General features: G+C 49.4%; 18 protein-coding genes and 3 pseudogenes. 14 read left to right on the top strand and 7 right to left on the bottom strand.

The genetic code is table 11. The features are described from left to right. Positions 1-455: 455 nt before the first annotated feature. Entirely contained in the window at positions 456-5,795 is a 5,340-nt protein-coding gene (locus KWG61_RS08840; protein ID WP_230267934.1) for a discoidin domain-containing protein, read from the top strand. A gap of 460 nt (positions 5,796-6,255) precedes the next feature. Here the strand turns inward: KWG61_RS08840 and leuS are convergent. Next, a pseudogene (gene leuS / locus KWG61_RS08835) lies at positions 6,256-8,653 on the bottom strand (leucine--tRNA ligase). 769 nt (positions 8,654-9,422) lie between these two features. Between leuS and KWG61_RS17370 the strand changes: the two are divergent. The 9 genes and pseudogenes from KWG61_RS17370 (at position 9,423) to KWG61_RS08800 (ending at position 16,085) form a co-directional block, all read left to right on the top strand. Next, complete coding sequence (locus KWG61_RS17370; RefSeq protein ID WP_367614171.1) at positions 9,423-9,788, top strand: hypothetical protein; 366 nt, start codon at positions 9,423-9,425, stop codon at positions 9,786-9,788. Then, positions 9,734-10,692: pseudogene (locus tag KWG61_RS08830) on the top strand (MFS transporter). The gene KWG61_RS17370 and the pseudogene KWG61_RS08830 overlap by 55 nt, the downstream one beginning before the upstream one ends. Positions 10,693-11,491: 799 nt before the next feature. Next, positions 11,492-12,184, top strand: coding sequence for an SNF2-related protein (locus KWG61_RS08825; RefSeq protein WP_367614170.1), 693 nt, complete (start codon positions 11,492-11,494; stop codon positions 12,182-12,184). 64 nt (positions 12,185-12,248) lie between these two features. Then, positions 12,249-12,884, top strand: a complete 636-nt coding sequence (locus KWG61_RS08820) for a DEAD/DEAH box helicase (protein ID WP_242743485.1) — start codon at positions 12,249-12,251, stop codon at positions 12,882-12,884. Between the two features lie 114 nt (positions 12,885-12,998). Continuing rightward, the gene (locus tag KWG61_RS08815; protein ID WP_242743484.1) at positions 12,999-13,685 is read left to right on the top strand and encodes an SWIM zinc finger family protein; all 687 of its coding nucleotides are present in this window, start codon (positions 12,999-13,001) and stop codon (positions 13,683-13,685) included. Between the two features lie 315 nt (positions 13,686-14,000). Further along, complete coding sequence (locus KWG61_RS16245) at positions 14,001-14,780, top strand: serine dehydratase beta chain (RefSeq protein ID WP_256460656.1); 780 nt, start codon at positions 14,001-14,003, stop codon at positions 14,778-14,780. 2 nt (positions 14,781-14,782) lie between these two features. Continuing rightward, positions 14,783-15,238, top strand: a complete 456-nt coding sequence (locus tag KWG61_RS16240) for an L-serine ammonia-lyase, iron-sulfur-dependent, subunit beta (protein WP_256460655.1) — start codon at positions 14,783-14,785, stop codon at positions 15,236-15,238. Positions 15,239-15,519: 281 nt separating this feature from the next. Beyond that, positions 15,520-15,696 carry a hypothetical protein gene (locus tag KWG61_RS08805; protein ID WP_242743483.1) on the top strand — a complete coding sequence of 59 codons (177 nt, stop codon included), beginning with the start codon at positions 15,520-15,522 and terminating at the stop codon, positions 15,694-15,696. A gap of 11 nt (positions 15,697-15,707) precedes the next feature. Beyond that, positions 15,708-16,085 carry a hypothetical protein gene (locus tag KWG61_RS08800; protein ID WP_242743482.1) on the top strand — a complete coding sequence of 126 codons (378 nt, stop codon included), beginning with the start codon at positions 15,708-15,710 and terminating at the stop codon, positions 16,083-16,085. Between the two features lie 86 nt (positions 16,086-16,171). Here the strand turns inward: KWG61_RS08800 and KWG61_RS16235 are convergent, their stop codons facing one another. The 6 genes from KWG61_RS16235 to KWG61_RS08775 all read right to left on the bottom strand — a co-directional run bounded on the left by KWG61_RS16235 (position 16,172) and on the right by KWG61_RS08775 (position 20,514). Next, positions 16,172-16,693 (bottom strand): transposase, encoded by a 522-nt coding sequence (locus KWG61_RS16235; RefSeq protein ID WP_256460855.1) that lies wholly within the window; start codon positions 16,691-16,693, stop codon positions 16,172-16,174. After that, positions 16,597-17,529 carry a transposase gene (locus KWG61_RS16230; protein ID WP_242743932.1) on the bottom strand — a complete coding sequence of 311 codons (933 nt, stop codon included), beginning with the start codon at positions 17,527-17,529 and terminating at the stop codon, positions 16,597-16,599. Before KWG61_RS16230 ends, KWG61_RS16235 begins: the two co-directional genes overlap by 97 nt. 38 nt (positions 17,530-17,567) lie before the next feature. Beyond that, positions 17,568-18,011 carry a hypothetical protein gene (locus KWG61_RS08790; RefSeq protein WP_242743428.1) on the bottom strand — a complete coding sequence of 148 codons (444 nt, stop codon included), beginning with the start codon at positions 18,009-18,011 and terminating at the stop codon, positions 17,568-17,570. 92 nt (positions 18,012-18,103) lie between these two features. After that, positions 18,104-18,490: an IS66 family insertion sequence element accessory protein TnpB gene (gene tnpB / locus KWG61_RS08785; RefSeq protein WP_230268547.1), complete on the bottom strand. Its 387-nt coding sequence runs from the start codon at positions 18,488-18,490 to the stop codon at positions 18,104-18,106. A 229-nt stretch (positions 18,491-18,719) separates the two neighbouring features. Next, positions 18,720-19,211: a YbjN domain-containing protein gene (locus KWG61_RS08780; RefSeq protein ID WP_230267927.1), complete on the bottom strand. Its 492-nt coding sequence runs from the start codon at positions 19,209-19,211 to the stop codon at positions 18,720-18,722. 436 nt (positions 19,212-19,647) lie between these two features. Next, positions 19,648-20,514, bottom strand: a complete 867-nt coding sequence (locus KWG61_RS08775) for a 3-hydroxyacyl-CoA dehydrogenase NAD-binding domain-containing protein (RefSeq protein WP_230267926.1) — start codon at positions 20,512-20,514, stop codon at positions 19,648-19,650. A gap of 241 nt (positions 20,515-20,755) precedes the next feature. Here KWG61_RS08775 and comGC point away from each other — a divergent pair. From comGC to KWG61_RS08760, 4 genes and pseudogenes are all read left to right on the top strand, one after another. After that, a pseudogene (gene comGC / locus KWG61_RS08770) lies at positions 20,756-21,043 on the top strand (competence type IV pilus major pilin ComGC); the annotation flags it as partial. A 247-nt stretch (positions 21,044-21,290) separates the two neighbouring features. Next, the gene (locus tag KWG61_RS08765; RefSeq protein ID WP_242743480.1) at positions 21,291-21,545 is read left to right on the top strand and encodes a hypothetical protein; all 255 of its coding nucleotides are present in this window, start codon (positions 21,291-21,293) and stop codon (positions 21,543-21,545) included. Between the two features lie 418 nt (positions 21,546-21,963). Next, positions 21,964-22,089 (top strand): hypothetical protein, encoded by a 126-nt coding sequence (locus tag KWG61_RS16225; protein WP_255658287.1) that lies wholly within the window; start codon positions 21,964-21,966, stop codon positions 22,087-22,089. Positions 22,090-22,251: 162 nt separating this feature from the next. Continuing rightward, entirely contained in the window at positions 22,252-22,581 is a 330-nt protein-coding gene (locus tag KWG61_RS08760; protein ID WP_242743479.1) for a hypothetical protein, read from the top strand. Positions 22,582-22,692: the final 111 nt, after the last annotated feature.

Raw genomic sequence — 22,692 nt, 5'->3', positions numbered from 1 at the left:
AAGACGAAAGGCTTCGCCTTTTTGCTTTCCAGCCGGCAAAACCGGATCGCTTTGTCGAACATTGCGCCCGGATTAGAAAATTTTACCTGGCGTTTTTCTTAGTGTACCGCCGCAGAAAAGGACTTCAGAAGCACTGGGCTCTGCGAAAGGCAGGTCGGACACGTCCAGGGAAGGGGCTGGATTTTCCTGTATTTTTCACTTGCGTTTTAACCTTCTTTGCAGGTGCTGCTTTTTTGTGGTTTCGTTGAAAATTACTCAATTTGACATATCCAGAAAAACGGCGGATTTGCAAAAAGCACTTTATGTTTTTGACTAATAATGCGGCATAACTTAACATTTTAGTGAATGAATTCGCTTTCAGAACGGAAAATCGGGCATTCCCTTTGCGGGGTGGATTCAGGAAACAAAATGTTTCATTCTTCACTATGTACAAGATGAAATAGAAAGGAATAAGCATGAATTCAAAACACAGAAAGCTGCTGGGAAGCCTTCTTTCTCTGACGCTTGGGGCGAGCTCATTAGGATCTTCCACAGTTGTTCTGGCCAATGAATCCGATGGTACGGATTTTGATGCGATGATCTCAGACAACCAGCTGAGTATCGGTAACAACAAGATTTCCCGTACGTTCTCGGTTACAGACGGCAAAGTGGCCACGACGGGCGTCGTGAACCATAAAATTGATCGCACGCTGACTCCAGGGGCTGGATCGGAGGACTTTGTCATTTCCGCACAGACGTATGGGGATACGGCTCAGGAAGACATTATCGCCAATCCTCAGAAGCTCGATGTTGAAAACGCTACTGCAATGGACCGTACTGGCTGGACAGCATCCCTGACCAATACTTCCGGCGGCGGATTTACTTCTTCAGACGCCGGTAAGCTGATTGACGGCAACCTCAGTACGAATCCGGATGACTACAACAATGCCAGCAATCCCTGGGATGCGGTAATCGATATGAAAGAAGCCAAAACGGTTTCTGCCTTCTCGGTTGACAAGCGTCCAGGGTTCCAAGAAGAGGCGTATGGCCTAAACGGTTCGATGGGCAAATTCGAACTGTACAAAAGCGATGACGGAGAGAACTGGACAAAATTTGATGAAGGCGAATTTACAGCAGATGATTATAATCTGCACAAAGTCGACAGCCTCTTTAACGTTGGCGATCGCGTAGCCTTCAACTTTACCGCACCGCAGACAGCGCGCTATTTCAAGGTTCGCCAGGTTTCCACCGTATGGAATTCCGACAAGCAGGAATTTACAACTTCCGAAATTAATTTCTTCGAAAACAAAATTCCGCAGAAAGTAACCGTTCCGACACAGGCTCTCGATCGCACGGATTGGACCGGTTCGATCACACCGAAAAATAACGGAGCCTTTACTGATGCCTCCTTTAAGTCGATCATCGATGGCGATCTCTCAACCTATCCGGATGAAGGCGGTCCTGGTCAGGGAAATCACAATGGATTCCCGATTAATGTAGACCTCAATCTTGGATCTGAACAGACCGTCAAATCCTTCTCTCTTGATAAGCGTCCCGGTGCAGGCAATGCCGTAGACGGCAAAAACGGTACCGTCGGCGCATTCGAAGTCTTCACAAGTGAAGACGGTACGAACTGGGTATCCGCAGGCAAAGGTGCCTTCACCGAAGCTGCGTATAACCTCCATCAGGTTGACAGCCTGTATAACGTCGGCGACCGCGTTTACTGCAACCTTAATACTGCTGTAACCACCCAGCATATCCGTCTGCAGTTTACCGGCATGGCTATGGGTACTGCCGAAGAATTTGCGATGGCCGAAGTCAATCTGTACTCCGACGCCTATCAGGGTCCGGAATACCGCAGCCTGGATGAGCAGGCGATCGGCAAGGAAGGAACGATCAAAACCAGCGATCTTACGTTCGAAAAAGCTGAAAAAGCAGATACCGAAAACGGCGTCAAGCTGACGATCAGCTATGAGCCGTACGACTTTGGCGGAACGACGTTCGATATCGATGAAATCTATGTCGCCGAAGACGGCAAGGATTACATGCGTTCCTTCCTGGAAATCAAATCCAGCAAGGATACCGCGGTCGTTAGCTATATCGATCAGGATGCATTTGTGATTCCGGATGACGATGCCGATACGATCTGGACCCATCCGACGAATGCCGGCGGCTTTGGCTACGGCGGTCTGGATGCGCACGATTCCATGCTCGGTCAGCCGATTTATGTAGACGGCCTGTTTATGGGAAGCGAATTCCCGGTAGCCGAAACGGAATACAGACCTTCGGATAAAACCACGCAGGTTCGCTACTACTCCGGCAAGTCCTTCTCCAAAATGAAGGAAGACAATATGCTGACGACGGATGACAAGTTTGTCTCCTGGCAGAACGTCATCGGTGCAGCCCGCGGAACGACAGTCAATGAAGTGAAGACCGACTTCTTCAACTACATTGAAGACATCGCAACGCCGACCGTATTCCGCAAGCAGTACAACTCCTGGTACGACAACATGAAAAACATCACCGATGCAAGTATTGAAAAATCCTTCGTTGGTATGGAAGACGGACTTTCCCGCAACGGCGTTGAACCGCTCGATGCATACGTTGTCGATGACGGCTGGAACTCCTATGCGTATAACGAAACCCAGTTCAACTCCGAATACGGAAACAACCTAAACCGTACCGGATTCTGGGAAATCAACGACAAGTTCCCGAACGATTTCTATACGTCTACTTCTCTGGCCAACAAGCTCCAGTCCACATTCGGTATCTGGATCGGCCCGCGCGGCGGGTATGGATCAGAAGGCAACATTGCTCACATTATTGAAGAAGCCGGCACCGGCTACTCCAAAGGCGATATCTGTATCGCTTCCCACAAGTATGTCGACAACTTTGAACGTCTCGCTAAAATGTGGCAGAAAGACTATGGCGTTGAATACTGGAAGTGGGACGGTTTTGCGACCGGTCACTGCACAAACGCAGCACATGACCACATGGTCGGCGGACCGAACAACATGTACTACACATCCGATCTCTGGGAACACTGGACGGATCTGTTTGAAAATGTACGTGCCTTCAATGCTTCGCAGGGCAGACCGCTCTTCATCAACGCGACCTGCTTTGTCGAGCTGTCCCCATGGATGCTGCAGTGGGTCAATACCGTATGGCTGCAGAACTCCGATGACACCAATGACGTAGCTGGTACAGCTGCTCGCCATATCCGCAAGATTTACTACCGAGACAACGTGTACTATAACCTTGCCAACAAGTTCCAGGTTCAGTTCCCGCAGAACCACTTCTACAACCACGAACCGATTTACGGCGTTTCCGACAACCACGGCCAGGTCAACAACCAGGGTAAAGGTTCGAATGCGACCGATGCGGACTTCCGCCAGTACATGTTTGCCAACGCCATGCGCGGTACTCTGTTCTGGGAACTTTACTATTCTCCATCGATCGTGAATGAAGAAAAATACGAAATTACCATGGACGTCCTGGACTGGATGGAAACCAATCAGGATGTTCTGAAAACTTCCCGTCTGCATGGCGGCGTTCCGGGCAATGCTCAGGTTTACGGGTATTCCGCATGGAAAGGTCAGGAAGGCATCGTTTCTGTTGTCAACCCGACTTCTTCCGAACAGACGTATACACTCAAACTGGATGCACAGGCCGGCGTGGATGCCTCTGTGAAAAACCTTTCCTACATCAGCGTTCGTCCGTTCGTTTCCGGCACGAGCACGGAAACGTACAGCTACGGCGATTCCATCACCGTAACCGTTCCGGCAAACGAAATGGTGATTTACCACTTCGGTGCCAAAGCTCCATCTGCTCCAAAAGCGGTATCCGCAAAGAATACCGACAACAACACGCTCGCTGTGAAATTTGATCAGCGCGTTACCCCTGTATCCGTCAAAGTCGACGGCAAGGAAATTACTGACTTCAAACTCCATGACGACTACCGCACTGTATCGATCCCCTTCTCCATCGGCAGCCTTACGAACCCTGAGGTGGAAATCACCGAAAAAGATGCTTCCGGTGTGGAAAGAACGATCAAACTCAACGTTCCTGTATACCGCAACGGTCTGATTCTCGATACGACAAACAAGGGCGTTCTTCCCGAATCCCTGAGCAAGTCCTACGATGCAGACCTGGATACCTACTTCACGCAGCCGACTTCCAAAGTTTCCCTCAGCGATTCCAATACGCTGTCCGGAACGCAGGATTTCTCGATCGTTATGGATCTCAATACGACCGCGATGTCCAAAGCGCTGTTTAACTCCGGCAGCGACGTAGCCCTTTCCATTGATGAAAACGGCTATCTGAACTTCAAAGTCGGAAGCCATACCCTCAGTTCGCTGGATCAGCGTACCTACGTCGATTCCAAAGACACCGGCAAATTCGGTACCGATGAATACGTAGAACACGAAACGCATACGGTAGACGAAGGCAAAATCAACGATGGAAAGAACCATCGCATCACCGCTTCCAAAACCGCGAACGGCATGCTGAAGATTTACATCGACGGCACGCTGTACGCTTCCCTTTACGACAAGGCTCTCATCGGTCTTTCGCTCACTGGCGGAGACTACACGATGGCCGATGCCGGCTTCAGCGGCAAGATCGGCAACATCCGCATTTCCAACGCTGCCAAACCGCTTTCTGAAATCGAAGACGAAGCACCGGCCGATCCGGAAGAACTGTCCTCGCAGGTTTACAGCCGTAATGGCTGGAGTGCTTCCGCCTGCTCTGAAGCTTCCGGAACATCGAACGGCGACAGCGGCGCGATGGCTGCCATCAACGACAATCCTAACGATCGCTGGCACACAAACTACAGCGGCAGCGACAAGTGCACGGATGATAATCCGCACTGGATCAAAGTTGATTTTGGAAAGACACTGTCTGTAAACAAGATCGATTACAAGGGCCGCGGCAACGTCAACGGTTCGATCAAGGACTATAAGCTGGAACTGCTCGACGCCAATGGCGCTGTTGTCAAGACAATCAACGGAACCTTCACTTCCACAACCGATCTGCAGAAAGTCGATGTAACTGATGACGAAGGCAATCCGGTTTCCATCAACGGATTCAAGCTCACCTGTCTCTCCACCATCAACGACCGCGATTTTGCAGCAGCCGAAGAACTGTATGCAGAAGGTCCAAATGACATTCTGACCGGCGATGCTCTCACAGCTGCAAAGGCAGCTCTGAACTCCATCAAAGATCTGGATGTTACAAACATGACAATCGATACGGCGGAAGCCTATCAGAAGGTAATGGACAAGGTGAACGCCACCGAATCCATTCGCGCGCAGGCATGGGACGCTCTGAAAGCAGAAGCTCTCGAAGCTGCAAATAACCTCGTAGATGCCACCGCAGTTATCAACGCACTCAATACGACCAAAACCACGTATGAAGGCGAACAGAAAGGCTCCGATGAAGCCTGGGCAGCCTTCCGTGCTGCTTACGTCGATGCACAGGCTGCACGCATGAGCGGTGAAGATGCAACGGCAGTGGCCAATGCTGCTGAGGCTCTTCTCGATGCCTATGCTGCACTCGAAGAAGTCGAACCGATTGAATACAACTACGACCTCCTTCGTGAAGCAATCCGCCATGCCGAGACCGTTAACACAGGCCTTGCTTCCTACAAGGATGGCAATGCTAAGACAGACTTTGGAACAAAACTCACTGCCGCCAAAGCTCTGCTCGATAAGGCTGAAAGTCAGGCTCAGATCGATCAGACTGCCCGCGATCTGGCCAAGGCTGACCTGGCTATGCGACTGAAACCCGAAGCCGGCAAGCTTTCCAGCCTGAAATAAGTTTTATTTAAGCCCAAATCATATTGCCCAGCCTTTCGGTTATCCGACAGGCGAAAAAGTTTTACAGTTTCCTTTCAAGCAAAACGAAGGGGACGGATCTTCACGATCCGTCCCCTTTTCCGTTCTGTTATTTTGAAATTTGAGAAGTTTTTGATCCAGGTTTAAAAAGCGCCGGATGACATGCTGTACTCGGCTCTCGCTTTGCGAGCCTGCAGAATTTCGGCGTGAACACCTTCGAAAGCGGGTTTACAGAGCCCTATTCTCCGCAGCAATTAGAACCATTCTTTCAGGATCGGCCGTCTGTCGGATCGTTCTGCGAGCCGTTCTCCACCTTGTTTCGATACCTGAATTTTCTGTTGGGGAGCTGAAGCTTTTCCTTTCGGTAAAAAGAGCACGGATGTTCTGTACCATGCTCTTGTAATGGGATTTGAAATCTGAATGGTACTCGTTCTCACCGCTCTTACTTTGCGACTACGATGTTAACCACTTTGCCTTTGACCACAATGATCTTCTTGATTTCGTGGCCTTCGGTAAATTTGATGACAGACGGCTGTTCGAGCGCTTTTTCCTTGAGGGCTTCTTCGTTGCTGCCGGCCGGCATTTCGAATTTGCCGCGGACTTTGCCGTTGACCTGAACGATGACGGTTACGACATCTTCCACAAGCTTGGATTCGTCCCAGGTCGGCCAGGGTTCGTAGGCGATGGACTCATTGCTTCCGGTCAGCGTGTGCCAGAGCTCTTCGCCCAGATGCGGTGCGAACGTTGAAATCATCTTCACAAAGCCTAACGCGTACGGGCGGTAAATCTTCTTGTTCTTGTACGCTTCGTTGATGAAGATCATCATCTGCGAAATGGCGGTGTTGAAGTTAAGGGTATCGATATCCTTGGAAACTTTCTTCACCGTCTGGTTATAGACTTTGTCGAGGTTTCCATCGTTTTCATCGGTAATTTCCAGAGCTTCGGTGAAAGCGCGGTTAACGCGTTCGAGCCACTTGCGGGTACCGTCCAGACCCGTCGTCGACCAGGGCAGACCCGCTTCGAGCGGTCCCATGAACATTTCGTAAACGCGCAGTGCATCAGCACCATGGCTGGCGACGATTTCATCCGGGTTTACGACGTTGCCGCGGGATTTCGACATCTTTTCGCCGTTGCTTCCCAGAATCATGCCCTGATGGAACAGTTTCTGGAACGGTTCCTTTGTCGGGACTACGCCCAGATCGTAGAGCACTTTGTGCCAGAAACGTGCATAGAGCAGATGCAGAACCGCATGTTCCGCACCGCCGACGTACAGATCAACCGGGAGCCAGTGCTCAAGCAGTTTCGGGTCGGCAATCGCCTTGTCGTTATGCGGATCGATGTAGCGCATGTAGTACCAGCAGGAGCCGGCCCACTGCGGCATCGTATTCGTTTCGCGTGTTCCCTTTACGCCGTCAATTTCCACATTGAGCCAGTCGGTGCAGTTGGCCAGCGGCGATTCACCGTTATCCGCCGGCTGGAAATTGTCCGTTGCCGGGAGTTCGAGCGGGAGTTCTTCCACATCAATGGTGCGTTCGGTGCCGTCTTCCATATGAACGATTGGAATCGGCTCGCCCCAGTAGCGCTGTCTCGAAAAGAGCCAGTCACGCAGTTTGTACGTTGTCTTGGCATTTCCTGCGTGATGGGCTTCCAGCCACTCGATCATCTTGCCGATGGCTTCCTTCTTGCCTAAGCCATTAAGCCATTCGGAATTGATATGCATCCCGTCTTCCGTCCAGGCTTCTTTTTCAATGTCGCCGCCTTCGATGACCGGAATAATGGGCAGACCGAATTTTTGGCGAATTCATAGTCGCGGGTGTCATGAGCCGGTACGGCCATAATGGCGCCGGTTCCATAGGAAGCGAGTACATAGTCGGAAATCCAGATTGGTACTTTCTTTCCATTGACCGGGTTGATCGCATAGGCGCCGGTGAAGACGCCGGTTTTATCTTTGTTCAAATCCGTTCTCTGCAGATCGGATTTGGTAGCGCATTCCTTTTATAGGCTTCCACCGCTTCTTTCTGTTCCGGCGTAGTGATTTCGTCAACGAAAGGATGTTCCGGAGCCATTACACAGTAGGTTGCGCCAAAGAGGGTATCGCAGCGCGTCGTGAATACGGTGAACTGCTTGTCGTGGCCGTCAATATCGAAAATGACATTGGCACCCGCAGACTTACCGATCCAGTTTTTCTGCATTTCTTTTGTGGAGGATGGCCAGTCTACGAGATCGAGATCTTCCAGCAGGCGGTCTGCGTATTCGGTAATACGCAGTACCCACTGACGCATCGGTTTGCGGATAACCGGGTAGCCGCCGCGTTCGCTCTTGCCGTCGATAACTTCTTCGTTTGCCAGGACGCATTTGAGTTCTGGGCACCAGTTAACGGGAATCTCATCGATGTAAGCCAGACCTTTTTCATAGAGCTTGGTAAATATCCACTGGGTCCACTTGTAGTACTCCGGATCGCTGGTCGCAATTTCGCGGTCCCAGTCGTAGGAGAAGCCGAGAGACTGAATCTGATCGCGGAAATGATCAATATTCTGCTTTGTGAATTCCGAAGGGTGATGGCCGGTCTGAATGGCGTACTGCTCAGCTGGCAGACCAAAGGAGTCAAAGCCCATCGGATGGAGAACGTTATAACCTTCCATGCGTTTTTTGCGGGCGATGATATCCGTGGCAGTATAGCCTTCCGGGTGTCCGACATGGAGTCCGTTTCCAGATGGATACGGGAACATGTCGAGTACATAGTATTTTGGTTTGGAGAAATCGGACGTATCGGTTTTGAACGTTTTATGATCCGCCCAGTACTTCTGCCACTTTTTCTCAATGGACTGATGATCGTACATACTGATTTCCTTTCCTTTCTTTTCGATCGAAACGGCGCCTTTAGACGGTTCCAATCGGCTGGGTCTTTTCCATGTGCAGAGAAACTGCAGGACGCGTGTACAGCGAGTCAATACCCTTGCGGCAGGTGCCTTCGGAAAAAGTCCTTCCGTAAAGAAAACGCCCTTACCTAAACTGTAAGGACGTAAACTACGCGGTACCACCTTGCTTCACAGATCGTCTGTTGATTGAATTCCCATTTAAAGAAAAGGAATAAAGATCTGTGCACTTAATGCCCATATAGCAGGTCTGCATTACGCAATCCAGACGAGTTCGAAAGAAGAAACTGCCGGGCTTTCACCAACCGCCGGCTCTCTGCGAGCTTTCTTTATTTTCTACTGCTTCTGAATTATGGCGTTAGTGGTAATTTATCAAAGACTTTGCGAGCTCGTCAACTCCCCTCTCTTCGACCGAAAAGAGAAAGCCGGATTTGTACCTTACAAAGTCGGGTTTCTCAGTTGTCCACACAGCAGCTGGCTGGACGGATGGGCAGAGAATTCCAGTTTTTCTGCCCCCTGTTTTTCCCAGTTCTGACAGCCTGGTTTGCAGCTTCGATCCGTTTCTAGCTAATCGGCGCTGCGTGCGTATCTGCTTTCATTTTCATGAACTACATCCAGCAAAAATCGAACTGTACAAAAATCCAATTTGTTTACAATGTCAACAATATCCTATAGGAAAAGCTAATACTGTGATTTTTCGGCGAGAATGCTAAACTGTGCCTGAGGAATGAATATGAAAAATAAATTGTCAACTCTGGAGCTCAAATGGATTATGTACGATGTAGGAAACTCCGCGTTTATCCTGCTTGCAACGTCCATTATGCCCATCTACTTTAATCACCTGGCTACACAGGCCGGTCTTTCGGAAACGGAATATCTCTCCTGGTGGTCCTACGCGGCAAGTATCGCCACAATCTGTGTGGCCATTGCCGGCCCCTTAATGGGAACGCTCGCCGACTTTGACGGAAACAAGAAAAAATCTTCCTGGGCAATGCCCTGGCCGGCGCATTGCTGCTGTTCTGTTTCTGGATTCCCAGTCACTGGATGGCGTTTCTCGCTTTGTTTATCTTCTGCAAGATTCTCTACAGCATTTCGTTAGTCATCTACGATTCCATGCTCGTCGATGTCTGCCCGGAAGACAAAATGGATATGGTCTCCTCAAAAGGCTATGCCTGGGGCTATATCGGCAGCTGCATTCCTTTCATCGTTTCTTTAGGCCTGATGCTCGGCTACGAAAATCTGGGCATGGGCTTTCAGACCGCAATTCTTCTGGTATTTTTACTGAACGCCGTGTGGTGGGCGCTGTTTACTCTGCCGCTGGCCTTCAGCTATAAGCAGAAACATTTCGTACCCCGTAAAGGGCATGCGGCACGTCAGACGTTTGGACGACTCTGGAAAGTCCTTAAGGAAATCGGCCATAACCGCAAAGTTCTCCTGTTCATGGCGGCATTCTTCTTTATATCGACGGCGTCTATACCATCATCGAGATGGCGACCGCCTATGGAACCTCACTTGGACTCGATCAGACGGGTCTGCTTCTGGCCCTGCTTCTGACACAGGTCATCGCTTTTCCAGCTGCCATTCTCTTTGGCTATCTGGCCAAAAGCTACTCCGCGGGCGAGCTGATCAAAGTTGGCATCTTCGCCTACTTCTGCATTTCAATCTTTGCCCTGTTCATGTATTCCATCTGGCAGTTCTGGATTCTCGCCGCCGCCGTCGGCGTATTCCAGGGCGGGATTCAGGCACTCAGCCGTTCGTACTTTGCGCGGATCATTCCGAAAAACCAGACCGGTGAATACTTTGGTCTGTACGACATTGCCGGCAAAGGCGCGAGCTTTTTAGGAACGCTCGTTGTCGGGCTGATTTCCCAGCTGACCGGTCAGCAGAACATTGCGGTCGGCACGCTCGCCTTCCTGTTTCTGATCGGCTACCTGATCTTCGCCAGGGCCAACACCCTTCCTGATCCCGTCTATGATGAAAACGGAGCACACACTTCAAACTGATTTTTAAACATTCACTTACGCTGTTTCTGACTGAATAAAGTCTGAAACTGCGATTTTTTTGCATATTGGCCTACGAACCCGCTCTTTCGTTTTCCCGATGTCACTCTTTTTCCGGCCTATCTATTTTTCTACAGACAGCGTTACCGCAGACTTGCCACGATAAATCCATGTTCGCAGAGAGCGTGTTTGTCGAACTCGGAATTTTTCTGCTGCTGAATTGGCTAGAATATGGTTATACATGGGCTGTTCAGATGAACGGCTTTCTGTGTTTATGAAGCTGCGGATGAATTTGACTGTACAAAGAGAAAGAACAGGAGATAAAAAATGGAACTTGTTTATCAGATTACTCCCGACGGGTTTTCGCTGATTATTACCAATGCCCTTCGGTTTTCCGGATAAAACAATGATTTGAACCTAACCTGTCTCAGAAGTCGTACCTTCCTCACGGTGATATCACGGTGACGTTATCTTATTTGGATAAGTTTATCTTGTCTTTTGAAAAATTTGGCGCACTTAAAAGAGCTGCTGTTCAGTATCTCCAAAACAATCTTAGTTGTATAAGAAAATTATCCACATTAGTTGGTGCTGATTTGAGTCCGGTTTTCTTTGAGCATGCCGATCAAAATACCTGCCTTCTTTGACCTGCGATTTATGCTTCCAGATCTGCCTGAGCAGATATTCTTCATCCAGGAACTCGTAATTAAAGAACTTTCTAAGAAGCTCAAAGGCAAACTTCCGGTTGAGGACCGTTTTCCGTTTTGGCTGTTTCCTGGGAGCGGGTTGATGAATCTCGCAATAGGTGACGCCTGCGCTGCAGAGATTATACAAGGTCAGACGAGCCCAGATCTCCTGCTTAACCGCATCCATCTTTATGGGTCTTGGAAAAACCGTACAGACCCTGGCATGGCTGGAAAAAGAGCATCAGAAAGATCCGGAAAAGAAAGCGCTTCTGGTGGTACCGGCTTCGCTCATTGCTAACTGGCGAAAAGAAGCATCGCAGTTTACTCCCGATCTGAGCGTGGGAATTCTTCATGGCAAAAAAGCCGTAGATGCCTTTAAAACGTCTGACAAAGTGGATCTCCCGTTTCTGAATCTGACCACGTACGGCATAGTTTCTCGTCTGGACGCCTTAAAAGACATTCACTGGGATTTCTTAGTCCTCGATGAAGCGCAGGCAATCAAGAATCCCAAAACCAGACAGACATCTTCCGTCATAGGTCTGCAGGCCCATATGCGTCTGGCGATGACCGGTACGCCGATCGAAAACGATCTGATCAACCTCTGGTCGATCTTTGATTTCCTCAATCGAGGCGTCCTGGGAACACAGAAAGAGTTTGCGAACTTTATTCAACAGGGGCAGGCATCCGAGTCGGACTATCTTGGAAAGCTGCAGAAAACCATTTCTCCCTTTTGCTGCGCCGGCTCAAAAGCGATAAGCGCATCATCAGCGATCTGCCCGATAAAATCGAACAGAACGATTACATTGAGCTAAGCGAGTCTCAGATCGTTCTTTACAAAAGATCGTCTCGGAGCTGGCTGAAAAACAGGCACAGTCTATGAACGGCGAAATCGACAGCCATGCCAGCATTGAGCACAAGGGACTTGTCCTTTCTACCCTGAGCAAGCTGAAGCAGGTATGCAATCACCCGGATCAGTATCTCGGAGATACGGCGTATGTGCCCTCTGAATCGGGCAAATTCAAAATGCTCGCGGAGCTCTGTGAACCAATTGCCCAGAATCATGAATCCGTTCTTATCTTTACACAGTACCGGGAAATGACCGAGCATCTGGCCAAATTTCTGGAAACGATCTTCGGAGCGAAAGGATTTATCATTCATGGGCAGACTCCAATCAAGAAAAGGCAGAAGATTGTGGATGCGTTTAACCGGCAGGAAACGTATATTCCATTTGTCGTACTGTCTTTAAAGGCTGCCGGTACCGGTCTGAATCTGACGAAGGCCAGCCATGTCATTCACTTTGACCGCTCGTGGAACCCGGCTGTAGAAAACCAGGCGACAGACCGCGCCTATCGAATTGGCCAGAAGAAAAATGTCATCGTTCATAAATTTGTCTGCTCCAATACGATTGAAGAAAAGATCCATGAGATGATCGAATCGAAGCAGAAACTCCCGATGATGCAGTCGGTACGTCTGCAGAAAGCTGGCTGGCCACGCTTTCCGATGAAGATCTGATCGAGGCCATGAGGATACGCTTATGAGTTACTGGGGATACAGCAGTTACGTTTCCGTCGACGAACAGATGAGGATGGCGGAAGCCTACATTCAAAAAGCTAGAAAAAGGGAACCTTGATCGATCCGGTCATCGCAGACGATTCCAGAAGAAAAATCTGCTCCACCTGGTGGGGCGATGCCTGGTGCCGCAATCTCGAACGCTATTCGGTTTTTTCCAACCGCCTGCCAAGAGGAAGACGGTATGTGAAAAACGGCTTCGTTCTGGACCTTCAGATTCAAAAGGGTGTGATCGAAGGGCTTGTACAGGGCACCACCCGCAAACCGTATAATGTCGTTGTACGCATTGATCCGTTGCATCCCAATGTGGCAGCCAGAATCCAGGAGCGCTGTGAATTTGGAATTTCTTCACTGGACGCGCTGGTCAACGGCCAGTTCCCAAAAGACCTGCAGGATCTGTTCGCGTCCAAAGAAGGCCTGTTTCCGGGTCCGCACGAAATTCATTTTGACTGCTCATGCCCGGACGGCGCTTCCATGTGCAAGCATGTGGCGGCCGTAATGTATGGAACCGCTCTGCGCCTGGAAGAAAGGCCTCTGCTGCTGTTTGAACTGCGCGGCATCGATCCGCAGTCTCTCGTGGAAAAGGCGATCGAAAACCGGCTGGAACAGATGCTGAAAATGCAGATCGTCCCTCATCGCGAATTCTTACGGAGAATGTCGGAGACCTGTTTGGAATTTAAACCAAACTATTCCAATGTGCCAGAGGACTCAAACCGCTCATTTTTGAAATTTCATCCCGCCTGAAAGCCTTTTAGCGAGGCTCTCTTTTCATTTTTCCGGCGTTCTGACAAAACAGATCCACTTCCTCTGTACAGAAGAAGCCAGAATGATCTGTCCTTAAGAATATTCGGCCGATTCGCCTGCTTTCCCATCCCGAAAAATTCTTTTCCTGCAGGCTTCAATCTGTCGGGGAGACAGGAACATCGTTTCGATTCTGTTCTCCGATTCTGTACAATAGAGACGCAGACTTACTTCTTAAAGTATCCGGACAGATTTATAACTGGAACGGACTTACGATAGGAATGAATTATTTTTTTGCTCTGAAAGAGAGGCTTTACCATGCAAACCATCTGTGAACTGTTTAAGATCGGCCCCGGCCCTTCCAGCTCGCACACCTTCGGTCCAATGCGGGCCGCCAGGGACATTCTTGAATCCGCACCCGATGCCGCCGCTTTTGACATCACCCTTTACGGTTCTCTTGCCCTGACAGGAAAAGGGCACCTGACGGATGCAATTTTAAAAAGACGCTCCGCGGAAAAAAATCGATATTCACTTCGACATCAAGACCCCGCAGGCTCACCCCAATACCATGGTCATCAAGGCAATCCGTCCGGACGGATCCACTCTGGAAAAACGTACGTCTCCATTGGCGGCGGCAAGCTGATGATTGACGGCAAGCAGCCGGAAAGCGCGAAGGATATTTACCCCCATACCACGCTCGATGACATTCAGCACTACTGCAAGAAGAAATACATGCGTCTCGATGAATACGTGACCGAAGTGGAAGGCAAGGACATCGATGCCTACATGCAGAAAATTTACAAGGCGATGATCAAATCCGTAAAGGAAGGTCTGTCCAAAACCGGTACCCTTCCCGGCAAGCTTCATCTCGACCGCGTTGCCTACGCCCTGTACGAATCCGCGAAAACGTGCGACACTGAAGCCGACCGCGATGCGCTTCTTATACAGAGCTACGCGTATGCGGCAGCCGAGCAGAACGCGTCGGGCGGAACCGTCGTTACCGCTCCCACTATGGGATCGGCCGGCGTCCTTCCTGCCCTGGTCTATCACTATTCCATCGATCTGGGCATGCCGAAAAATCCATTCTCAACGGTTTGAAAGTGGCTGCGCTGATCGGAAACCTCATTCAGGAAAACGCTACGATTTCCGGAGCGAAAGCCGGCTGTCAGGCTGAAGTCGGTGCCGCCTGTGCCATGGGCGCTGCGTTTGTCGCTTCCCTGTTCCGCTTGAGCAATGAACAGATCGAATCCGCCGCAGAAATGGGACTGGAACACCATCTGGGTCTGACCTGCGACCCGGTTATGGGCTACGTCATGATCCCCTGCATTGAGCGAAACGCTGTCGCGTCCACACGCGCCGTCGATGCGGCTCGACTCGCCAAGTATCTGCGCAACGTGAAGAAAAACCGTGTTTCCTTTGACATGGTCGTTAAAACGATGAACCTGACCGGCAAAAAGCTGCCGATGGAACTGAAGGAAACGTCTCTGGATGGTCTGGCCGTTGTCGTCATGGAAAACGCAAAAGATCAGGCCAAGGACAAAACAGCGGCCCAGTAATTTATTACCGCATTCCCCGGTTTTCAGAACAAGACGAGGAGGAATCGGCCGATGAGTCACGATACGCTTTCTCAAAACCCATCCGAAGGATTGACCAGGTCGGGGGCTCCTGCTGTTCGCTTCTATACTGCGAGCCTGGATTCCCGAACTCTCACGCTGGCTGTTCACGGCAAGCGGCCGCTGCCGCTTCTCATTCTGAACAGCGAGCAGCAGACGGAAAGCTTTATGAAGCCTTCTTTAAGGCCTGTCATCGAAAAGGGGCCAAAGCGTTCAACCTGCTGGTGATTTCCGGATTTGACTGGAACGCCGATCTTTCTCCATGGTTTGAACGCATTACGCTTCATGGAACCGATTCTGTTTTCAACGGGCGTGCAGAAGACTATCTGAACTGGATTGAAAGCCGCGTTCTTCTCTGGTCCAAATCGATTTTGACGTATGAAATCCCTGGACTGGGCTGATCGGCTATTCCATGGCCGGTCTGTTCGCTCTGTATGGAGCTCTCTCCAGTTCGTGTTTTGACTGTACAGCCAGCGTATCCGGTTCTCTCTGGTATCCCGAACTGACAGAATGGATCCAGAATCAGGAGATTCCCTCGTCCTTAGAGGCGCTGTACTTTTCTATTGGGACAAAAGAATCCAGAACTTCCGATCCGTATTTGAAGACAACGGAGTCGATCACCCGCGATTTGTCCAAATACTTTTCACAGGCTGGTCTGAACTGTGCGTTCGAAGAAAATCCAGGCAATCACTTTTACCAGCCCGACGAGCGGCTAGCCAAATCCATCGCGTGGCTGACGCACGCGATGGATTCCGTCGTTAAGAATTCCAAAGAAACATCAAAAGCGTAAGTGTCAAACAATCGACGGGTATACGCGAGACTGAATATTAGATACGCTAAACGGGATCCCTTTCGAGATCCCGCTTGGCGTATTTTTTATTCTTCATCGTTTTCTTCATACTTCGGATCCGGTCCACGGTATCCAATTCGAAGATATTCAGGTAAATCCTTTGAATACGGCAGAAGTGACTTCAATACATCTACCGCGATTTCATCGTCTTTGAACCATTTGAGTTCATCCAGAACGTACTCCATGTAGCGCTCTGGATTTAAGTCGTTCATTTCAGCCGATCGAAACAAAGTCATAAACGCTGCGACGACTTCCGCACCTTTGATACTCTTCGTAGTCTGGAAGTTTTTGCGATTGATCACGAATGGCTTTACGGCTCTTTCTGCCACATTATTGTCGATCGGATAATCACCGTCTTCCAGGTACCTTCCCAACGAGTTCGCTCGATCCATGAAGTACTTGGCTGCTCTGTAGGCGGTGCTTCTTTCCTCGAATCCACTCTGAATCTCCATCATGACTCTTGTGAGTCTTTCAAAGCAGGGCTTTGAAAGTTCCTGCCGAACTTCGGTTCTCGCCTCGTGCGAGTAAGAAGCAACGTGGGATTCGATGTGGTAGAGCTTCCCGAACAGAGACAGGGCTGTGAGCAGAATCTGGAGACCCGGACTTGGTTCGGGCTCTCTGTTTCGTCCAGCTGGGCTGCCGCTTCTGCGGCCTCTTCGTCGTTCTCCAGTGTGGTCTTTTCCCACTTCAGGACGTCTGCCTGATACTGCGCGAAGTCTGACCGGACTTTGATGGCTTCGAAGATCTTTCTTCTCGCATGGGCCATACAGTTGAGCTTTCTGCAGGGGCCATAGTAGTTGGCATATGCATAAAGCCCGTCTGTCATAAGGGCATGACGAAAAGAACCGCCAAGGAGGGCGATTACGAACTCCTGTTTCTTGTAAGGGAAAAACTTATAGACAGCCATCTGGTTCTCTTCATAGATTCCGCTGACGGCGACAACCATAGAAGACTGTTTTCGATCTTTAACCTCCGTGCACTTTAAAACCGTCTCATCCATATGGACGACGTTACAGTTTGGGAGATCCTCAATCATTTGTTTTACGAGGGGCTTCAGATAAAGATCGTAAGTTTTTTCCAGGATGTTGCCCATGGTCTGACGGCTGATCGGCAGTCCCGTGAGACTCAGGTGCTTTTCCTGACGATAGGCCGGGGTTCCCATTACGAACTTATCGTAGGCAATTCCCGCGACCATAGAGGAAGTTGCGACACTCTTGTCGATCAGTGCAGGCTCGTCAGGTTCGGCGGTGCGGATGATGGCTTTCCCGTTTTCATCCGTACACTTGTTTGGGCACGCGACTGTCTCACGCAGCACTTCTTCCAGCCTATAGCGAGCGGGAATCCGATGAATCCTATAGTGACGTTTCATTCCAACAGTTTTCATCTCACAGCCGCAAACTGGGCAAATGCGCTTTTCCCCTTCTACACTGAAGGTAGTGGTTTCTTTGACCGCTTCCTGCTTTCTGCACTTGGTGGAAGGTTTTTCTTGCTTCCTTCAACAGAACTGAGCTTTAAATCTTCAGCTTCTTTACGATAGCGGTCTCCCTCTTCCTGATATTTCGCAGCCCGGTTAAAACAAACATCGGCTTTCAGATCAAGCTGAGCCAGCTGTTTATTCAGAATATTGATATCTGGGCCGCCGTCCTCGTTTTCAGAGTAATCCAGTTTCAAGGGAACCATCTTTTCCGTAGAAGGACCAAAGCGGCCGCTTTTCACGGCTTTATTGATTTCTTTAGCGAAATAGAGATCCAGGTACATATCCTCAATAAATTTGTCTTTCTCTTCTTCCGTCATGGTGCTGATCTGATGATGAAGATCTTCGAGGAGCTCGTTGCGGATTGTCTGGTAAGGGTTCGGCACATTCATGTATTAATTTTAACATATTTAGAGCGATAGATAAAGTAAATGGGATGATTTATCTTGATATTCCTTCAAGAAAATCATCCTTTTAAATTGGTTTAAACATACTTATAAGTTCGTGGCAGAAATGCCGGCTGGGGAACAATCGACAGACCGGAAAGCAGAGAAGCCAGCTGCGAACAGTCAATTCGCATGAAGTCGGACTGGTCAGTGCTGACAGGCCACTGAAGGGAAGATCTGGAGAGTCGCTTATAAACAAGCCAGAATCCATTTCCGTCACGAAGGATACCTTTGATCTTGTTCTTCTGTCGATTAACGAAGAGAAAGAGGGATCCATCCAGCGGATCCAGAGCGAGAGGTCCTTGAACCAGGGAGACGTAACCGTCAATTCCTTTGCGAAGGTCAGCAGGCATCTGAGCCAGATAGATGTTTTTAACTTTGGAGAAATCGATACCGAGATCGATTGCAGGGATGATTGATTCCATGAAAAAGCCTCCTTGAATAAAGGAATTATCCCAAGGAGGCGGTCGAGAAAATACCCGTCTTTTATTTGACGCTTACCAAAAAGCCAGGTCTGACTTCTGCAGATGAATGACTGGAAAATATAGGCTGAACCAAACGAAAACCGCTTCCGTCACGACTTGAACGAAAGCGGTTTTCTTCGTTTATTGAGGATATTGAATGGCCGAGGCAAAGGCTCCGGTTCGACTGGGTTTAGCGTCTTGGCTGTTCGCAGCGGGCTATGGCATCCTGTGCACTCAGGCCGCCAAAGAGAATGGAAAGAATTCCGTCTCCGTAGCGTTCAAACATGGCCGCCGGATAGAAGATGGATTCCTTAATCGCTTCGACGGAGGGAAGGCTGTCTTTGGCATAACAATACGTTTTGTAGCGGATTTCGCCGTCATGGAAGTCCATTTCAAAGTTTCCGGCGCGCAGACCGTAATTGGCGCGATGAAGGAATTCGCTGACTTCTCGAACCGTTGTCTCATCGTCCATATCGGCTCCAAGCGGACACAGAGCGTATACGTTGAAGCTTTCTGTGTCGATGTCGAGGTAATACTTGATGTGCTTGATTTTGGAACTGAGGCTGAGACTGAAACGAATCAGTCCAAGTTCTTCATCAAAGTCGTAATTCCACTCATCGTCATCGAGATAGCGCAGTACCGTCTGAGCAATCTCACGGGAATAGGGCTGGTTTGTTGCCATAAACTGGGTTCCTTTCTTTCTGAAACCGCCGTTTCGCCCAGACTTTCCTTCTTCGAGGGCGTCCGACTCCGTCTAAAGCGAATGAAAAAGATGGCGTGAAACAGCCGGTTTCTGTTCTGGGTTCATGAATAGTCAAATTATACAATCCTCTTTCTTTGCGACCTCCAATTTTTGACAGTGCGCCAATAAGCACAAACAGAACCGGTATTTTGTCCGAATTGCATGCCTTTGTCATGCTTTATGAAGAATAGGCCGAAAAACAAATGGTACGTGTTCGTTCAAATTTTTCGAATTTCTGTGCTGTATTACTTTGAAGAGCATGACATCCGATCATGAAAAATCCCCTGTATTCATCCGATTGGCATGGGAACAGGGGCTGTTTTAATTCTTAATTTCAGGATCCATTCTACTCAGGTCGATCGTTTATATTTCTCGATCAGCTGTAAAATCTTTCCTTCTTCGCGATCCGCTCTTTCAGCATCTGCGCGATGTCCTTGTAATGGAACGGCGCAATTTCGTCCGGAATGTTCACAAACTGACTGGTGATCAGAAGCGCGGTTTCCAGACCGATCGCATCGAGCATGCGGAACGGACCAATGGCAGCACCGGTGCCTTTTGCCCAGGCTTTATCAATGTCTTCGGGACTGCCCGTTTTCGTCACGTATAAATCCATGGCAGACATCAGGAAAGGTACGAGCATGCTGTTGAGAAGGTAGCCGTTTTTCTCTTTCATGACGGCTACCGGATCCATGCCGATTTCTCTGGCAAATTCCATTACCTTTGCGAAGGCTTCCGGATTTGTTCCGGGATGAACCATGACTTCGGCCAGGTTGTTGATCCAGATATGGTTGGCAAAATGCAGGGACAGGAAGTTTTGCGGATACGGTACGTCGTCTGCGAACATCGAGGGCAGCAGCGTACTCGAATTGGTCACGACGATCATCTTTTCCGTAATGTATGGAGAAGCCTTTTCAAAGAAATCCTTTTTCACGCCAGCATCTTCCGAAATGGCTTCAATCAGCAGATCGGCATCCGACAGCGCTTTTTCAAGATCGAGCTCGATTCGAATCGAAGCGACGGCTTTCTCGACATCTTCGGCTGTTACGCCGACCAGTCCCGGGGCCGGGATCCCCTTCTGGAGCGTACCGAGATACTGCTCTTTGTAATACTGAATACGCGGCTGAGTACGCGTAATGCTGGATTCAGAACGCAGCCAGATGGTTACGTCCTTTCCTTTCACGGCAGACTGCAGGGCGATTTGCACACCTAGAACACCGCCGCCGGCAACAGTAACGTGTTTCATTGCATAATCACTCTCCTTTTATTCACAGCTTATCAGATTTCGTCAAACCGACATAGTCAGCTGATTCGAACTGCACAGTGCACTTTGCGGCTTCTCCGCCTCTTTCTTTTTCCCGGCGATCTTCTGCATTTTCAAAAACCTCCAGCCATTTCGGACGGCCGGTTCAAAACAAATATCGATTGCACAAAATCCATCCGTATAAACAGACAGGAGGTAAAAACATGAACTCAGGCAACAAAAGAATGCATTTTCGCTTATCGAATGTATGGTTTCTCTTTTGCTCATAGCAATCACTTTATGGATCACGATTCCGAATTTCCAGGGCAAGGAGAAAATCATCCGCGCCAAAGGCTGCGAAGCGCTCATCGAAGTCGTCAATTCTCAGATTATGCTTTATGAAATCGATGAAGATCGTACTCCGACTTCCGTACAGGAACTCATTTCCAAAGGCTATCTCAAAGACGGGCAGGCAAAATGTCCGGACGGAAAAAGCGTGGTGATCGTCAATGGGCAGGCCGCCAGCCGGTAGGATTGAATTTCTGAGGATGGACAGGCGCAGTTTCCGTTTCAAAAGCCTAACACACATTCTGACCAGCCGCAGAGACTGTCAAACAAAGTGTCGAAAGACAGCTTTCAGGAACCCCAGGGGACGAAACGCCTTTTCTCTGAGCGAAACCCTGTTTGTACTGCTGCTCATAGGCCTGTCTGTATCTGTCTTTTCGCTGACCCCTCGTGCGGACAGTTCGGGCCTTTCGAGTCGAATTCTTCTGGAAAAAGTGAATCAGGAGCAGTATCTGGCCTTCTCATTGCGCCAGCCGCGTGCGGTGGACATTCAAAAGGATCGAATGCTTAGCGGGCAGGAATCGTTTGATTTTCCTAAGGGGCTTGCCTGTACGCCTATGAAGCTTTCCTGGAACGAAACAGGTTCGATTTCCAAAGGCGGAACATTGCGGTGTACGGCTGGAACAAGTTCATTTCGCATCGTATTTCAGCTGGGAAGCGGACGCGCACGGATCGAAAGCGGGCCATAAACCGCGTTCGTATGAATAACATTCAGATCCTGCAGCCCATTGGACGATCCGAAAGACAGACTTCACGTTTGTCTTTCCCTTTGCCTGGAAAACAAATACAGTAGGAAAAAGACGCTCTGGCGATCATTCTTTAAAGACCGACAGGAGCGTCTGGATACCGAATCGATTGAGGAGGCGAGCCAGTTTTTCAGAATTCTCGAGTGGATCCGAAGTTTTGGATTGGATCCAGCCGGGAACAAGGTATCCCTGGCCATTGACCATGACCGATCTTTTTCTTCCCTTAAAAGAAGGTTCTCCTTGTTCAGCTAGCCCATTCCCTGTCCAGATTTCCCCGTTCACCGGTCTTTCTTTTCGAAAAGCGTACAGGTCAGACATACGCACCCATAAAGGCCGAAAAAGGCAAAACGGATTTCTTCTGATGGAAGCGCTTCTGGCGCTGCTCATTCTTTCGCTGTCCGTTTTTCTGCTCAGTACGAGTATTCAGGCGTATATACACGCTCTGTCCAAGGGCGTTTCTGAATCTCTGGAAAGTACATCCTCATGAAAAGACGGGATTGGGGCTATCGAGAACAAAAAGGGTGCTTTTGGAAAGGCCTTTGCCTGCTTTCGTGAAGAAACGGTTCGAACGAATGGCGTCTTCGTCTTCTTCAAAGCACAGAAAAACGCGTTTACACTGAGCGAAGCCCTTTTAGCCTTTCTGGTCGGTATGATCTGTGTTTCCCTGCTTTCAGTACAGACGCGTGTTCTTTCTTCAAGTCTGCGCATCCGTGACGATTCTCAGGAACAGTTTGCGATTCTTCAGCTTCGCGAGCTCTGTTCTTTATCCTGGAAGGCGAGCGTATCGAATGGACAGCTGCATCTTCAATGGGCCGACAAAGCCGAAACGGTTGCTCTGGATCAGAGACGTCTCGTCAAAAAGCCGGGCTATGAAATCTTCATGGAAAATATCGATTCGGCGGTATTCACAGAACATCAGGGAAAAATTGAACTCGAGGTGATGTATGAAAACCATAAGAAGACCTGGCAGATTCAGTAAGTCCTCCCATTTTCGTCTGCGAAAACCCTCACACCATTTTCCGGGCGGGCAGAAGCGCTTCTTTGCAAATCCGTCTTTATTTCGTACCGTCGAGTTCAAAAAGAAAAATGG

Origin of the sequence: Allobaculum sp. Allo2 (assembly GCF_022701175.1) — a bacterium.
Lineage (GTDB): Bacteria > Bacillota_I > Bacilli_A > Erysipelotrichales > Erysipelotrichaceae > Allobaculum > Allobaculum fili.
This window is presented reverse-complemented; position numbering and strand designations above follow the sequence as displayed.

Excerpts from the sequence above, each read along its gene's own strand:
- KWG61_RS08800 (WP_242743482.1), top strand. The coding sequence starts at position 15,708 with ATGGCCGGTCTGTTCGCTCTGTATGGAGCTCTCTCCAGTTCGTGTTTT.
- KWG61_RS16230 (WP_242743932.1), bottom strand. The coding sequence starts at position 17,529 with ATGAAAACTGTTGGAATGAAACGTCACTATAGGATTCATCGGATTCCC.
- tnpB (WP_230268547.1), bottom strand. The coding sequence starts at position 18,490 with ATGGAATCAATCATCCCTGCAATCGATCTCGGTATCGATTTCTCCAAA.
- KWG61_RS08790 (WP_242743428.1), bottom strand. The coding sequence starts at position 18,011 with ATGAATGTGCCGAACCCTTACCAGACAATCCGCAACGAGCTCCTCGAA.
- KWG61_RS08780 (WP_230267927.1), bottom strand. The coding sequence starts at position 19,211 with ATGGCAACAAACCAGCCCTATTCCCGTGAGATTGCTCAGACGGTACTG.
- KWG61_RS08840 (WP_230267934.1), top strand. The coding sequence starts at position 456 with ATGAATTCAAAACACAGAAAGCTGCTGGGAAGCCTTCTTTCTCTGACG.
- KWG61_RS16245 (WP_256460656.1), top strand. The coding sequence starts at position 14,001 with ATGCAAACCATCTGTGAACTGTTTAAGATCGGCCCCGGCCCTTCCAGC.
- KWG61_RS16225 (WP_255658287.1), top strand. The coding sequence starts at position 21,964 with ATGGAAGCGCTTCTGGCGCTGCTCATTCTTTCGCTGTCCGTTTTTCTG.
- KWG61_RS08760 (WP_242743479.1), top strand. The coding sequence starts at position 22,252 with ATGATCTGTGTTTCCCTGCTTTCAGTACAGACGCGTGTTCTTTCTTCA.
- KWG61_RS08775 (WP_230267926.1), bottom strand. The coding sequence starts at position 20,514 with ATGAAACACGTTACTGTTGCCGGCGGCGGTGTTCTAGGTGTGCAAATC.
- KWG61_RS17370 (WP_367614171.1), top strand. The coding sequence starts at position 9,423 with ATGAAAAATAAATTGTCAACTCTGGAGCTCAAATGGATTATGTACGAT.
- KWG61_RS08820 (WP_242743485.1), top strand. The coding sequence starts at position 12,249 with ATGAACGGCGAAATCGACAGCCATGCCAGCATTGAGCACAAGGGACTT.